Source organism: Thermodesulfobacteriota bacterium (assembly GCA_026415035.1).
Taxonomy (GTDB): Bacteria; Desulfobacterota; BSN033; order BSN033; family UBA1163; genus RBG-16-49-23.
Genome location: JAOAHX010000009.1, coordinates 1 through 14,284 on the forward strand (window position 1 = coordinate 1; position 14,284 = coordinate 14,284).

13 protein-coding genes are annotated in these 14,284 nt (G+C 56.4%); 12 read left to right on the plus strand and 1 reads right to left on the minus strand.

Features of this window, described 5'->3' with window-relative positions; genetic code table 11:
• A partial coding sequence (locus tag N3G78_07010) for a 4-hydroxythreonine-4-phosphate dehydrogenase PdxA (GenBank protein MCX8117660.1) occupies positions 1 to 357 on the plus strand: 357 nt, incomplete at its 5' end.
• Positions 358 to 365: 8 nt separating this feature from the next.
• On the opposite strand, the gene N3G78_07015 is transcribed toward N3G78_07010, so the two are convergent.
• Positions 366 to 2,618, minus strand: coding sequence for an acetoacetate--CoA ligase (locus N3G78_07015; GenBank protein ID MCX8117661.1), 2,253 nt, complete (start codon positions 2,616 to 2,618; stop codon positions 366 to 368).
• Positions 2,619 to 2,797: 179 nt separating this feature from the next.
• Between N3G78_07015 and N3G78_07020 the strand changes: the two genes are divergently transcribed.
• From N3G78_07020 to N3G78_07070, 11 genes are all read left to right on the plus strand, one after another.
• Positions 2,798 to 3,997, plus strand: coding sequence for a CoA transferase (locus N3G78_07020; GenBank protein ID MCX8117662.1), 1,200 nt, complete (start codon positions 2,798 to 2,800; stop codon positions 3,995 to 3,997).
• A gap of 150 nt (positions 3,998 to 4,147) precedes the next feature.
• On the plus strand, positions 4,148 to 4,387 hold the full coding sequence (locus tag N3G78_07025) for a ferredoxin family protein (protein ID MCX8117663.1): 240 nt from the start codon (positions 4,148 to 4,150) through the stop codon (positions 4,385 to 4,387).
• Between the two features lie 12 nt (positions 4,388 to 4,399).
• A complete protein-coding gene (locus N3G78_07030) occupies positions 4,400 to 5,458 on the plus strand; it encodes a 3-methyl-2-oxobutanoate dehydrogenase subunit VorB (protein MCX8117664.1) in 1,059 nt (352 codons plus the stop codon).
• Positions 5,459 to 5,571: 113 nt separating this feature from the next.
• A complete protein-coding gene (locus N3G78_07035; GenBank protein MCX8117665.1) occupies positions 5,572 to 6,324 on the plus strand; it encodes a thiamine pyrophosphate-dependent enzyme in 753 nt (250 codons plus the stop codon).
• Positions 6,325 to 6,367: 43 nt separating this feature from the next.
• Positions 6,368 to 6,943 carry a 2-oxoacid:acceptor oxidoreductase family protein gene (locus tag N3G78_07040; protein ID MCX8117666.1) on the plus strand — a complete coding sequence of 192 codons (576 nt, stop codon included), beginning with the start codon at positions 6,368 to 6,370 and terminating at the stop codon, positions 6,941 to 6,943.
• Positions 6,944 to 7,001: 58 nt separating this feature from the next.
• On the plus strand, positions 7,002 to 7,595 hold the full coding sequence (locus N3G78_07045) for a cupin domain-containing protein (GenBank protein ID MCX8117667.1): 594 nt from the start codon (positions 7,002 to 7,004) through the stop codon (positions 7,593 to 7,595).
• Between the two features lie 64 nt (positions 7,596 to 7,659).
• Entirely contained in the window at positions 7,660 to 8,823 is a 1,164-nt protein-coding gene (locus tag N3G78_07050) for an ABC transporter substrate-binding protein (GenBank protein ID MCX8117668.1), read from the plus strand.
• Positions 8,824 to 8,871: 48 nt separating this feature from the next.
• Positions 8,872 to 10,398, plus strand: coding sequence for a PAS domain S-box protein (locus tag N3G78_07055; GenBank protein MCX8117669.1), 1,527 nt, complete (start codon positions 8,872 to 8,874; stop codon positions 10,396 to 10,398).
• Positions 10,398 to 11,783 carry a sigma-54 dependent transcriptional regulator gene (locus N3G78_07060; protein MCX8117670.1) on the plus strand — a complete coding sequence of 462 codons (1,386 nt, stop codon included), beginning with the start codon at positions 10,398 to 10,400 and terminating at the stop codon, positions 11,781 to 11,783. Before N3G78_07055 ends, N3G78_07060 begins: the two co-directional genes overlap by 1 nt.
• Positions 11,784 to 12,107: 324 nt before the next feature.
• Positions 12,108 to 13,370 (plus strand): ABC transporter substrate-binding protein, encoded by a 1,263-nt coding sequence (locus N3G78_07065; GenBank protein MCX8117671.1) that lies wholly within the window; start codon positions 12,108 to 12,110, stop codon positions 13,368 to 13,370.
• Between the two features lie 12 nt (positions 13,371 to 13,382).
• A complete protein-coding gene (locus N3G78_07070) occupies positions 13,383 to 14,249 on the plus strand; it encodes a branched-chain amino acid ABC transporter permease (protein ID MCX8117672.1) in 867 nt (288 codons plus the stop codon).
• Positions 14,250 to 14,284: the final 35 nt, after the last annotated feature.

The following is a 14,284-nucleotide window of genomic DNA, read 5'->3' on the forward strand; positions in this document are numbered from 1 at the left end:
GCCATCGAAAGGGCCAAAATGGAAGGCCTAAACGTCGAAGGACCCTTCCCTCCCGACACGGTGTTCCCAAAAATGAGAGGGGGACAATATGACCTGGTGGTCGTCATGTACCACGACCAAGGCCATATCCCAATGAAGTTGATCGGCTTCCAATACGATGACACGACCAAAACTTGGGGATCCATCTCTGGGGTCAACATCACCTGTGGCCTACCCATCATCCGAGTCTCGGTGGACCACGGGACGGCCTTTGGCAAAGCGGGCGAAGGGCGCGCCAACCCCGAAAGCATGATCCAAGCCATCAAGGTTGCAGCAAAGTTAGCGTCCTCCCGAATCCTCGACGCTTCGAATCCCTGAGTCCTTCTTTACTTCTGCAGTTCGGGGACGATGCTCTCGAAGTAGTCGAGCACCTGCGGATTCATCAGGGCGTCCCGGTTGGTGACGGGCCTTCCGTGGATGATGTTGGTCACGGCGCTCTCCACCTTCTTCATGTTCATCGTATAGGGCGCCTCCGGCATCTCCATGATGATAGCGGGGACATGGCGGGGGGAGGCCTGTTCCCGAAGCGCCTTCCGGATGGTATTCTTCAGCTCCTCGGTGAGCTCCACGTTCGGGGCGAGCTTGACGAAGAGGATGATCCGCTGATCGCCCTCCCAGTTCTGGCCGATGGCCAGGCTGTCGGCAATCCCTTCGATCTTCTCGACGACGTTGTAGATCTCGGCGGTGCCGATTCGAACCCCCGATGGTTTCAGCACGGCATCGGAGCGGCCGTAGAAGGTGATCCCTCCCGTGTCGCTGTGCATCACCACGTAGTCGCCATGACGCCAGACCCCGGGGTAGTGTTCGAAGTAAGCGGCCCTATATTTCGAACCATCCGGGTCGTTCCAAAAGTAGAGGGGCATCGAGGGCGCGGGGGCCTCGCAGACCAGCTCGCCCTCCTGGTCCCAGATGGGCTTTCCGTTTTCGTCGTAGGCCTTGACCTTCATGGCCAGCCCGGGCCCCTGAAGCTCTCCGGCATAGACTGGCTGGATCGGGCTTCCGATGGCAAAACACCCGTTGATATCCGTGCCACCGGAGATGGAGTTAAAGTGGAGATCCTTCTTCACCTCCCGATAGACCCACTCGAACCCCTCGGCGGAGAGGACGGAGCCGGTTTGAGAGATCTCCCTCAGGGAGGAGAGATCGCAATGTTTCCCGGGTTGAACGCCTTCGCCTCTGAGATAGTTGATGTAGCTTGCGCTCAGGCCGAAGAAGGTGATCCTCTCCTGCTCGACCATCCTCCACATGGCATAGGCATCCGGGTAGTTGGGGTTGCCATCGTAGAGGACGAGGGTGGCTCCCACGCCGAGGGTGCTCATCAGCCAGTTCCACATCATCCAGCTGCAGGTGGTGATGTAAAAGACCTTGTCTTCCCGCCTGAGATCGCTGTGGAGCACCAGCTCCTTCAGATGGTTGATCAAAATCCCACCGGCCCCTTGGACCATGCACTTTGGCTTTCCGGTCGTGCCAGAGGAGAACATGATGAAGACGGGATGGTCGAAGGGGAGCTGTTCGAATTCCAGTTCGGGTTCGGCCTCGGAGGAGAGAAAGTCTTCATAGTGGACCGCCTTGGGGATGGCGCTGAGATCCGCCCGTTCACCCATGTAGGAGACGATGATCACTTTTTGAAGCGAAGGGATCCCTTTGACGACCTCGGCCACGTTTCCCAGGGTGTTGAAGGCCTTGCCCTTGTAGAAATAGCCGTCGACCGAAAGGAGGACCTTCGGCTCGATCTGTCCGAGCCGGTCCAAAGCCGCCTGGGGGCCGATGTCGGTGGCGCAGGAGGACCAGACCGCTCCGATGCTCGTTGCCGCAAGCATCCCGATCGCGGTCTCTATCATGTTGGGCATATACCCGGCGACCCGATCCCCGGGTTGGATGCCGAGCTCCCGGAGAGATTTGGCCAACCGGGCCACCGTATGGTAAAGTTCTCGGTAGGTCAGGGTCGCATATTTCTGCGTCTCCCCTTTGAAGATGAAGGCGAGCCGGTCATCTCGGTAACGGAGGAGGTTTTCGGCAAAATTGAGCCTTGCGCCGGGAAACCAGGTGGCCCCTGGAAACTTGCTCAAATCATCGACCACTTGGTCCCACTTCTTCGACGCCTTGATCTCCAGGAATTCCCACAGGGTGGCCCAGAAATCGGGAATCGAATCGATCGACCACTGATAAAGTTCCGGATACGAACGGAACTGTTTCTGATGCCTTTCGTTGACATAGCGAATGAAACGGGCCATGTTGGAATTCTGAACCTGCTCGTCCGAAGGGACCCAAAGGGGTCTCTTCGACGTCTTGACCGAGGGCAAGGTAATCGAAACCGGTCGGGGTTGAACCCGTTTGGATGGGGGCTTAAGGGGCTTCTTGGCCGGTTTTTTAACAACTTTCTTGACCGGCTTCTTCGCTGCGGGCTTAGCGGTCTTTGCCCCCTTTTTGGGGACGGAGGGCTTCATCGGTTTCTTTGCAACCTTCTTCGTCTCCTTCTTTGACACCTTCTTGGCAGCGGGTTTCGAGACCTTCTTCAAAGGTTTCTTGGCCGATTTCTGGGTCGGTTTTTTAGAGATTTTTTTGGCCACCTTCTTCATTTACCCCCCTCCTCACTTCTGAAATTACACCCAAAATCGCTTTCATTCAATACCATTCTTAAATACCTTCGTCAAGAATTTTTTCTTCAACCGTCGGGATTGAAAAAACGTTCGGGGGCGAAGGGTGGCCGGAGGCCAATAGACTTTTATTTTTAAAAACAATATGTTAATAGAATTCTATGGGAACGAAAGGCGGTCTCTCGAGGGGCCCCCTAAGTGGTTTAAAACTCCTTGATCTTTCAAGACTTTTACCAGGTCCCTACTGTTCCCTCCTCTTGGCCGATCTCGGAATGGATGTCCTCAAGGTGGAGGATCCAGACCAAGGCGATTATATGCGGACGATGGGACCTGTCCGAAGGAAGGACAGCGCCTATTTTACAGCCCTCAACCGGAACAAAAAGAGCATGACCCTCAACCTCAAAACTGAACAAGGAAGGGAGATCTTCTACCGGTTGATCCAAACCTACGACATCGTCCTCGAAGGTTTCAGACCTGGCGTCATGGACCGCCTCGGGGTCGGATACGAGTCGCTTAAAAAGAAAAACCCAAAGGTGATCCTCTGCTCCCTGTCCGGTTACGGACAGGACGGTCCCTATCGAGACCGCTCAGGCCACGATATCAACTATATCGGTCTCGGAGGGATCCTCGAATTGACGGGCACGAAAGAGAGCGGTCCAGTCATCCCCGGGGTCCAGATCGCCGATATCGGGGCCGGAGGGATGATGGCGGCCATCGCCATCCTCTCGGCTGCCCTTTACCGAGAGAAGACCGGCGAAGGCCAGCACCTTGACATCGCCATGCACGATGGGGTCCTCTCATGGCTTTCCATCCATGCCGGAAGATATCTCATGGACCGCCTCCTCCCGGTCAGAGGCGAGATGCACCTCTCAGGCCGATATGCCTGCTATCAGGTCTATCCGACCCGAGATGGGAGGTATATGTCGTTAGGGGCCCTGGAGCCGAAGTTCTGGCAAAACTTCTGCGAGGCGGTCGGAAAGCCAGAACTCATCCCCAAACAATTCGTCGAGGGGGAAGAGCAGACCCGAATCATCCATGAGATCAAGGACCTCTTCAAGACCAAGACGCTCAAGGAATGGACCGATTTCTTCAAGGAGGTCGACGCCTGTTGCGAACCGATCCTGACCCTCGAGGAGGTCTTCGAGCATCCCCAGGTGCTCTACCGAAGGATGCTCATCGAATATGACCATCCTACCGAGGGTAAACTCCAGCAGGTGGGCAACCCCATCAAGTCCTCTCTCTTTCCTTATGAACCTCCTCTCCCCTCCCCCCAGCGAGGGGAACATACCATGGAGGTGTTGAAAGAGATAGGTTATTCTGAAAAGGAGATCGAACACTTTAAAGAGCGGGGGGCCATTTAACATTTGAAATCCAACGACCGAAATTGGAAAATGACTCATCGGTGTAACCCGAGATCTTTAGGGTGGGTCCGCTCTGCTCAATCCCCTACCAAGGGAGATCGGATTTACCGAAGACGAGATCGAAAGCCCCTCCGATAAGGTGTGGTCGTGATCGGCAAAATCGAAATCGACAAGGAACGATGTAAAGGCTGCGGCCTCTGCACCATCTCGTGCCCGAAATCGTTGATCAAAGTGGGCAAGGAGATCAACCGTCAGGGATATTTCTACGTCATTTGGGAGGAGAACGGCTCCTGCACGGGCTGCGCCTTCTGTGCGGAGATCTGCCCGGATGTGGCCATTCGCGTCTGGAGGGAGAAGAAAAGGGCAGAAGATCGGGAGATCGAGGCATAGGGAGACGAAAACGTGGGCAAAGAATTGGAAAAGATTCTGGTCAGGGGGAACGAGGCGGTGGCCATGGGAGCCATCGATGCGGGGTGTCGCCTCTTCTTCGGGTATCCCATCACCCCACAGAACGAGATCCCGGAATACCTTTCCAAGCACCTCCCCCCCTTAGGAGGGGAATTCATCCAGGCCGAGAGCGAGATCGCCTCGATCAACATGTTGCTTGGCGCCTCGGCGACAGGGGCCCGGGCCATGTCCTCCTCGTCCAGTCCAGGGATCTCCCTGATGCAGGAGGGATTGTCCTATATGGCTGGGAGCGAGCTGCCCGTGGTGATCGTCAACATCTCGCGAAGCGGTCCAGGACTGGGCGGGATCTCCGCCTCCCAGGGCGACTACTTTCAGGCGACCCGGGGCGGGGGCCACGGCGATTACCGGATGATCGTCCTAGCCCCGTCTTCGGTCCAGGAGATGTACGATCTCACGTTTTTGGCCTTTGACCTCGCCGATAAGTATCGAAACCCCGCGATGATCCTCGGCGATGCCCTCATCGGCCAGATGAAAGAGCCCCTGATCCGCCATCGACCGAAGGGGATGGATCTCCCGCCGAAGGATTGGGCCTTAACGGGCGCCAAGGGAAGAAAGCCGAACCGGATCAAATCGCTCTACCTCCAGGAAGGGGAACTCACCGCGCATAACTGGAAGCTCTATCAGAAATACGAAAGGATGAAGCGGGAGGAGGTCCGATTCGAAACGGCCCTGACCGAGGATGCGGAACTCATCCTCGTGGCCTTCGGAAGTATGGCGAGGGTTTCGAAAACGGCAATGGAGCTGGCGAGGGAGGAGGGCCTGAGGGTCGGGCTCTTCCGGCCCATCACGCTCTTCCCCTATCCGGAAAAGGCGCTCTTTGAGGTTTCAAAGCGGGTCAAGAAATTTTTGACCGTCGAGCTCAACACGGGCCAGATGGTAGAGGATGTCAGGCTGTCTGTCGACAGGGATGCTATGGTTTATTTTTACGGGAAGCCCCCTGGGGCGTTACCTCCTCCGGAGGAGATCTTGGGAGAGATAAAAAAATATTACTGAGCCGAAATGGGGCTCGGTGGAGGAAAAGACAACGGGAGTCCAGAGAGTACCAGGCGGACCTCATGAAGGAGGAGAAACGACCGCGGAGAGGGGAGGCCAACGGGGGATTTAAAATGGAACTCGTCTTTAAACGTCCCGATTGTTTGATCGATGTCCCCTTCCATTTCTGTCCGGGATGTCACCACGGTATCGTCCACCGCCTGGTGGCGGAAGCGATCGATCATTTCAAAATCCGGGAGAGGACGATTGGGGTGGCTTCGGTGGGGTGCTCGGTCTTCATGTATGACTATTTCGACATCGACGTTCTCGAAGCGCCCCATGGACGGGCCTCGGCCGTGGCCTCGGGGGTGAAGCGGGCCAGAAAGGAGGCGATCGTCTTCACCATCCAGGGCGACGGGGACCTCGGGGCCATCGGAATCGCCGAAGGGATCCACACGGCCAACAGGGGTGAAAACATCACCCTCATCTTCGCCAACAACGGAATCTACGGGATGACCGGAGGTCAGATGGCGCCCACTACCCTCCTGGGCCAGAAGACGACGACCAGCCCTTACGGAAGGAACTTCACCTACGACGGGTATCCCATCCGGATGGCCGAGATGATGGCCACCCTCGAAGGGAGCGCCTTCGTCGCCCGGGTGGCGGTCAACAACCCGGCCAATCTGATGAAAGCCAAAAAGGCGATCCGGAAGGCCTTCCAGATGCAGATCGATGGGATGGGATTCTCCTTCGTAGAGGTTCTGATGTCCTGCCCCACCAACTGGGGGCTCTCTTCCCTTGAGGCCAACAGACGCGTTGAAGAACAGATGATCCCTTACTTCCCCCTTGGGATCTTGAAAGAGAGGAAGATGGCCGATTACTTATGAAATTCGAAGGAGGAACTCTGATTTTCGGTTTTTGGGTTCAACGATGGACACCCAACCCTTCTATTACGATGTGATTGTGGCGGGGTTCGGCGGCCAGGGAGTCTTGGCGATCGGTAACCTCATCGCTTATGCGGCCATGCGAGAGGGCAGGCACGTCACCTACCTTCCCACCTACGGGGTCGAGATGAGGGGGGGGACGGCGAATTGCACGGTGGTCATCTCCTCCAGGGAGATCGGCTCTCCCATCGTCCAGCGTCCCCATGCGGTCATCTCCATGAACCTGCCCTCCCTTCTCAAATATGGGCTGAGGGTGTTGCCCAATGGATTATTGATGGTTAACTCCTCCCTGGTCGATCTCAAAGAGGTCACCCGCACCGATGTCGATCTGCTGGCCGTTCCGGTCAACGATATCGCCAACCAGAATGGCTTTACGAAGATGGCCAACATGATCGCCCTCGGCGCCTTCCTCGCCAAGACCGGGTTGGTCAAGATGTCATCCGTCTTCGAATCGCTCGAAAAGGTCTTTGACGAACGGTACCATAGTCTCATCCCAGCCAATATCAAGGCGATCCAGATCGGTGCCGAATATGTGAAAAAGGAGCTGCCCCCCACGGGATAGCGGGCCGGCTTTCCGGCCTGCGCCGAGGGGAAGGTTCTCTTTGGTCGAGGGGGAGGATATGGAGGAAGAAAGAAGGGAGCCCGAAGAGGTCCGGGTTGGGGAGAAGATCAAAGAGCTGAGGGAGAGGAAGGGGCTTTCCTTAAAGGATTTGGCCGACCTGACGGGTTTCTCAACGGCCCTCCTTTCCCAGATGGAAAACCACCTGGTCTCACCCTCCCTCGGAACCCTCATCAAACTGGCCTCGGCCCTGGGGGTCAGAGTCGGGGACTTCTGGGGGGAGACGAAGGGGGAACCCTTCACGATCGTGAGAAAGGACGAGCGCAAAAAGGTCTCCCGCTTCGCCTCCAAGGACGGGGTCAAGTATGGCTATTCCTATGAATCCCTCGGATTTGACAAGAAAGACCGGCACATGGAGCCCTTCATCGTGACCCTCGAACCCGCAACCGTGCCCACGACCAAGACCTCGGTCCATGAGGGGGAGGAATTCATCTTCGTCCTCGAAGGGGAGATGGAGGTCATCCTTGGAAATCACACGGACGTTCTCTACCCCGGAGATTCGATCTATTATGACTCTACGATCCCCCACAGGGTTCAGTGTCACCAGAACAAGATCACCAAGATTTTAGCCGTGCTCTATACTTCGGCCACTTAGTCCCCTCTCCCGGCCCTCGTCACAGAGGGGAGGATCTGTTTTCGAAGGCGGTTTTTCGGATTCCATGAATCGATGCTTCACCCCGATCTTCCTTCTCTTCCTCTTGGTCTTGGCCGTGGGGCCGGGGCTGGCCTCCTCTCAGGACCCCCTCAAGGTGGGGGCGATGATCCCCTTTGCGGGCCGTTGGGGCGATTCTGGAAGAGAGTTCGCCAGGGGGCTTCTCGATGCCAGCAAGTGGATCAACCAGAAAGGGGGCATCTACGGGAAAAAACTGGAAATCCTCTTGATCGACGACTCCTCCCACCCGGCCGAGTTCCTCGCCGCCTTTCGAAAATTGAACGAGGCCGATCGGGTTTCGATGCTCTACCTGTATTCCCCTGAGACGGGATGGGCCCTTCTTCCCCACCTCCATTACCACCGGCTTCCCACGCTGACGAGCTCCTTCCCGCTCCAACTCGCCGATTCCACGAAGATCGCCTACCTCTTTTCGACCTTGCCCACCCCCCTTGACCTCGCCAAGATCGCTATGAAATTCATCTCGGACCGATCCGACCTCAAAATGAGGAGGCCAAAGGTCACCTTCGTGATGTTCTCCGATCCGACCGTCCAATACTTCCTCGATGGGGCCAAGGCCTATGCGAAGGGACTGGGCCTGGAGATCGGCCCGGATCTCTTCGTTCCGGACCTCCCCTCTCTGAGATCTTCGGCCCTCTATCCTCCGCTTCTCACCTTTCAACCGGACTTTGCCTACCTCCACATGACCCCCAAGGAGGCCTTCCTCTTTCTTCAGGAGGTCAAGAGATCCGAGCTGAAAACGCGTTGGATCTGCAGCATGAGGGCCTTCGATGAAACGCTCTCCCCGATCGACGGAATCCTGGGCGTCCAGCCCATCGCCCCTTTTGGAGAAGAGGTCCCCGGGATGGCCGAGATCAAAGAGGCCCATCAGAAATGGCATCCCTACGACACCCATACCCTTGCCTATGTGGAGGGTTGGGCGACCGCAAAAGTCATGGCCGAAGGGCTCGGCCGATCCCTCCAGGGACAAGGGCTTCAGAGGGAGAAGGTGAGGCTCGCCTTGGAGGGATTTCAGAACGTCGTCTTCGGCGGCCTCATTCCTCCCATCACCTATACGGCCAGGGACCATCGGCCCAGTGTGGAATCCCGGATCTTCATCGTCAGGGAGGAAAAGCTCCTCCGACATTCGGGCTTTCTTTCGGTCGGAAGGTAGGCCTTCTTCTCCTTGACCGACCCGAGGGAACGTGATACATTTCCAGGCGTGAATCTCCACGAAATCCTGAGTAAATATCGAAACCGGATGGTGGAGGAATGGGTCCATCGCCTCCACACGGAGGTGAGCGACCGCTATCGGGGCCGACCCCTCGATGAGCTCTTCTATACCGTCTCCATGGCCAACGAGGCAAACTTCGCCGTCCTCATCCACAGTGACTTTTCAAAAATCAATCAACACATCCAGTTTATCACCAACCTGAGGTTGGAGGGAGGGTTCTCTCTCTCTGAGGTCCAGAACGCCTACGAGCTCTACCGCACCGTCCTCCTCCCGATCCTCCCCAATGAATTGGATGGGAAAGACCTCCATCATGCCCTCAAACGGTTGAACGAGACGCTCTTCTACACCATCACCAAGTTCAGCAACTACTTCCAGGCGCTCCACGAAAAACACCTCCGGGAGTATGCCAAGAACCTGGAGGGAGAGGTGGAGAATCGGACAAGGCAGCTGGCCGAGTCCGAATCGAAATACCGGGTCCTCGTGGAAGAGATCAATGACGGATATTTTGTCAATCAGAAGGGTCGGATCGTCTTTGCCAACCCCGCCTTCTGCGATCTCCATGGCTATACCTATGAGGAGATGTTAGGGAAACCCTACGAGGAACTCATCGCCCCCGAATCGCTCCCCTTCGTCCGGAGGCTTTACGAAGACCGGATGGCCGGGGTCGATACGAAGGATCTTTATATCTATTTTCGTCGCCACAAAAATGGCAGCCTCTTCCCCACGGAAAACAAGGTGAAACGGATCCTCTTTCAGGGGGAGGTGGCCATCGCAGGGATCTGCCGGGATATCACCGAGAGGATCGAGGCGGAAAAACGGATGCGGGAGTCGGAACGGCTCGCCCACATCGGCCAACTCACCACCTCTCTGGCCCACGAGATCCGCAATCCCCTCTCGTCGGTGAAGATGAACAGCCAGATCATCTTGAAGAACATGGCCTTCGACGGAAACGACAAGAGGCGGATGGAGATCATCGTCCACGAGATCTCGAGGTTGGAGAGGATCCTCGACGAAATGCTCGATTTCGCACGGCCCATCAAGTTGAAACTCGAACCCGTTCGCCTCCCTTCCATCCTGGAAAGCTCCCTCGAAATCATGGAGGCCAAGATCAAGGAGAAGGGGCTTCTCGTCCAAAAACGATGGGATGAGGATCTGCCCCCTCTGCCCTTGGATCCCGAGAAGATGGTTCAGGCCCTCTTCAACGTCCTTTTGAACGCGGTGGAAGCCGTTCCGGAAGGAGGCTGGATCGAGGTCGTGGCCCACCCCACCGAACCAGAGGGGTCCTTCGTCCAGATCGAGGTGAACGACAACGGCCCGGGGATCTGTCCCGAGGACCTCCCCTTCATCTTCGATCCCTTCTTCAGCAAAAAGAAGAAGGGAACCGGTCTCGGCCTGTGGAATGTCAAAAAGATTATGGAGGCTCACGGAGGGTCGGCTGTCGTGGTCCCCCGATCCCCTCATGGGACGAGCGTTCGGCTCCACCTCCCCGTCCTCCCGGCGAGGAGACAGCCATGATGGAAAAGAGAATCCTGATCATCGACGATGAGCGCCCCCTTCTGGAGACCCTCGATATGTTCCTCTCCGAAAAAGGGTACAGGGTCCGATGTGCGCCGGATGCCATGGAGGGGTTGCAGCAGTGTTCCCTCTTCGACCCCCATGTGATCATTCTCGATATTCGCCTTCCGGACATGAACGGTCTGGACCTGCTTCGGGAGATGGTCCGGAAGGGGCGTAAAAATATCATCATCATCACCGCCTTCCACGACATGGATATCACCATCCAGGCGATGAAACTGGGGGCCTTCGACTATATTCCGAAACCGATTGATGTGGAGGAGTTGGAACGGACCATCTACAAGGCCTTCAAGGCCACCCTCCTCTCCGAGGAAGGTCAGGCCCTTCAGGTCGGCCCCCCGATCTCCTTTGAGGAAGGAAAGATCGTCGGCAAAAGCAAGGCCATGAAGGACATCTTCAAGGCCATCGGCGTCCTCTCCGAAAACCGGGTGACCGTGCTCATCTATGGCGAAACAGGAACCGGCAAAGAGCTGATCGCACGAGCCATCCACTGCAACAGTCCTTACCGAGACCATCCCTTTCAGGCGATCAACTGTTCAACGATTGTCGGACCCCTCCTCGAGAGCGAACTCTTCGGCCATGAGAAAGGAGCCTTCACCGGGGCCTCCAGCTTGAAGAGGGGGAAATTTGAGCTGGCCGGCCAAGGGACCATCTTTCTCGATGAGGTGGAGGAGATCCCCCTGGAGCTCCAGGCGAAACTGCTGAGGTTCCTCCAGGAAAAGGAGTTCGAACGGTTGGGAGGAGAAAAGAGAATCCGATCCCACGCCAGGGTGATCGCGGCCACCAACCAAGACCTTGGTGAAATGGTGGAAAAGGGGACGTTCAGGGAGGACCTTTATTACCGGCTCAAGGTGGCCACCATCAAGGTCCCGCCCTTGAGGGAGCGGAAGTCGGACCTCCCCCTTTTGGTGGAACATTTCTTGAAAAAGATCAACCGAGAATTGCGAAAACAGATCAAACAGGTCGAAGGAGAAGCCCTCCGAAAGATGATGGATTATGACTGGCCGGGAAATGTGAGGGAACTGGAGAACGTCCTCGTCCATGCGGCGATACAAACTCAGGGGGAGGTCATCCTCGAAGAATTCGTCACCCCTTTGCTGGGGCAGAAACCCACCCCTCAACCCAGACCCACCCCTGCCCTCCCAAAGGAAGTCAGCCTAAAAAGTCTCGAAAAGGATCTCATCATTAGGGTTCTCAACGAAACCCAGTGGCATTTCGGAAAAACCTGCGAGGTCCTCGGCATTTCGAGACCCACCCTCCGGCAAAAGCTCAGGATTTACAATCTCACCAACGAACCCCGGATGAATTCCAAAGGCCACGGTTGATTGAAAAATTTTTTCAAAGGGTGGAAGAGCTTTTTCAACTCCAATGGGGCCGGCAGACCCGGGTTTGCCCCCCAATCCATCGACTTCCTTTCCGTTTCGACTTAAGCGATCAGCGGCATACTTGTTGCAATCCCTTAAACACCTTGGATGAGCTTCAACGGATGAGCTTCAACCCAAGCCCCCGAGGCGGCCTTCTTGACAAGGGAGGTCTCCTCTCGTATAGTGAAGAAAAGAAGGTGAACGTCCGTTAACCACCTAAAAAAGGGGTTTCTTTCACCATAGGAAGGCAAGGGGGGATAAAACAAGGATTGAAAGGAGGTCGTTATGAAAAAAGGATGGTGTTGTCTCTTGGCTTGTCTCGCCCTCTTACTCACATCTTCCCTTTCTCACGCCCAGAAACCCATCGTCTTAGGCGCTCCTCTTCCGGTAGCCTTTCTCTATGGCTGGACCGCGGAGAAGGGATTGAGATTGGCCGTCGAGGAGATCAATGCGGCCGGTGGCGTTACGGTGGGAAAGGAAAAGAGGCCATTCAAACTGGAGGTGATGGACACCCGAGACCTTGAGCCAGTCGTGCCCGTCAGCGATGCCCTCCTGGTCGTCGAGAAACTCATCCTTGAAAAGAACGCCGATTTCATCGTCGGTGGCCCGGCTCGTTCAGAGGCCGCCCTGGCCGCCATGGACCTGCTGGCGAAGTATAAGAAAGTGTCGATCCTCTCCACCGGTGCCCTTACCCCGGCCTATCACAAAAGGGTCGGTGACGAGTACGATAAATTCAAATACTGCTTCAGGATCTCCGGGGAGGTGGGTTGGCTCGTGACCGGCGAGTTCATCCCGAAATTGACCGCGATCAAAGAAAAGCACGGCTTGAACCGCCTCTTCATCATGGTTCAGGACGTGGCCCATGCCAGGGCAACCGGCGATCTCACGGCGAAGCTGGCCGGTGAAAAAGGGTGGGAGGTCGTTGGCAGGGAGATCTATCCCACCGGCACCACGGACTTCTCGGTCGGGTTGCTCAAGGCGAGACGGGAGAATGTCCAGGTCATCCTCATCGTCATGGACATGCCGGAAAGCTCGGTATTGCTCAAACAATGGTTCGATCTGAAGATCCCGGCCCTTCCCTTCGGGACGATCATCGCGGCGGCGGAGCAGCCCGGCTTCTGGAAGGCCACCGAAGGCAAGGGAGAGTTCTGCATGGCCAGCGTGGTGAACGCAGGCAATGCCCCCTCCAATGCGACGCCTTGGACCATGAAATTTGTCGAAGCCTACACCAAAAAATATGGATTGGAGCCCGAAGGATACGGGGCCTCCTCCAGCTATATGGTCCCCTATGTGTTGAAAGACGCCATCGAAAGGGCGGGATCCCTCAAATCGGACGATATCGTTGCCGCCCTCGAGAAGACCGATCTGGAAGGAGTTTACGGTCGAATCCGATTCAATCCTAAAAATCATCAGGTCATCCCCAGTGTGGACCCTAAGGAAGGCGCGGTGGGGACGATCTTCCAGTGGCAGGCCGGCAAAAGGGTGGTGGTCTTTCCGCCCAAGATCGCCATGGGCGAGATCAAGCTCCCCCCCTGGATGAAGAAATAAGGGCGATCTTCCATGGACATCCTGGTTTACGGCATCATCAATAGCGTCTCCCTGGCGCTGATGGCCATTGGATTCACCTTCGTCTACGGCATCAGCCGTCTGCCCAACTTCGCCCACGGGGCCCTCTATGTGATCACCGGCTTCCTCGTCTGGAGCCTGGTCCATCTGCTCAAATTGAATTACATCCTCTCCATCCTTCTGGCCCTGTGCCTCATGGGCCTCGTGGGAGCTGCTATCTATCGGTTCGTCTTGATCCGGGTGAGGGGGATGGCCACCTCCGAAATCATCGCCACCTATGCCCTGGGGCTGGCTATCCTCGAATTTCTGCGCTGGAGGGGATTCAAGGGGATGACCTATACGCTTCCGGTCTTCATCGAAGGCAGCGTGACCATTGGCGCCATTCCCGTCGATCTTCAGCGCCTCCTCATCATCGGGATCGGGATCGTCGTCGTCGGCCTGATGTGGCTTTTCACCCACTTCAACCGGACCGGCCTGGCGCTGAGGGGGATGGCCCAAGATGAACATGCCGCCATGATGCTCGGGATCGATTCAGACCGAATGGCGGTGATCGCCATGGCCTTGGGATCGATCCTCTCCGGGATCGCGGCCATCACCCTCCTCCCCCTTGGAAACATCGTCGTGGAGGCCGGATACAATGTGTTGATCCTCTCGATCGCCGTCTGTATCGTGGGAGGCCTGGGCAGTTGGGTCGGGGCCATCCTGGCCGCCTTCATGATCGGATTTCTCCAGATCATCACCGTGGCCTATATCCAGTCCCATTTCCATATGGTGGTGGCCATCTTGGCGATCATCATCACGTTGATCATCAGACCCTCCGGGTTCTTCGGAAAGCAGAAGGAGCTGGAGGAACGGGTCTAAACCCTTTGACCGTCCAGAAGTCGAACGAAAAACCA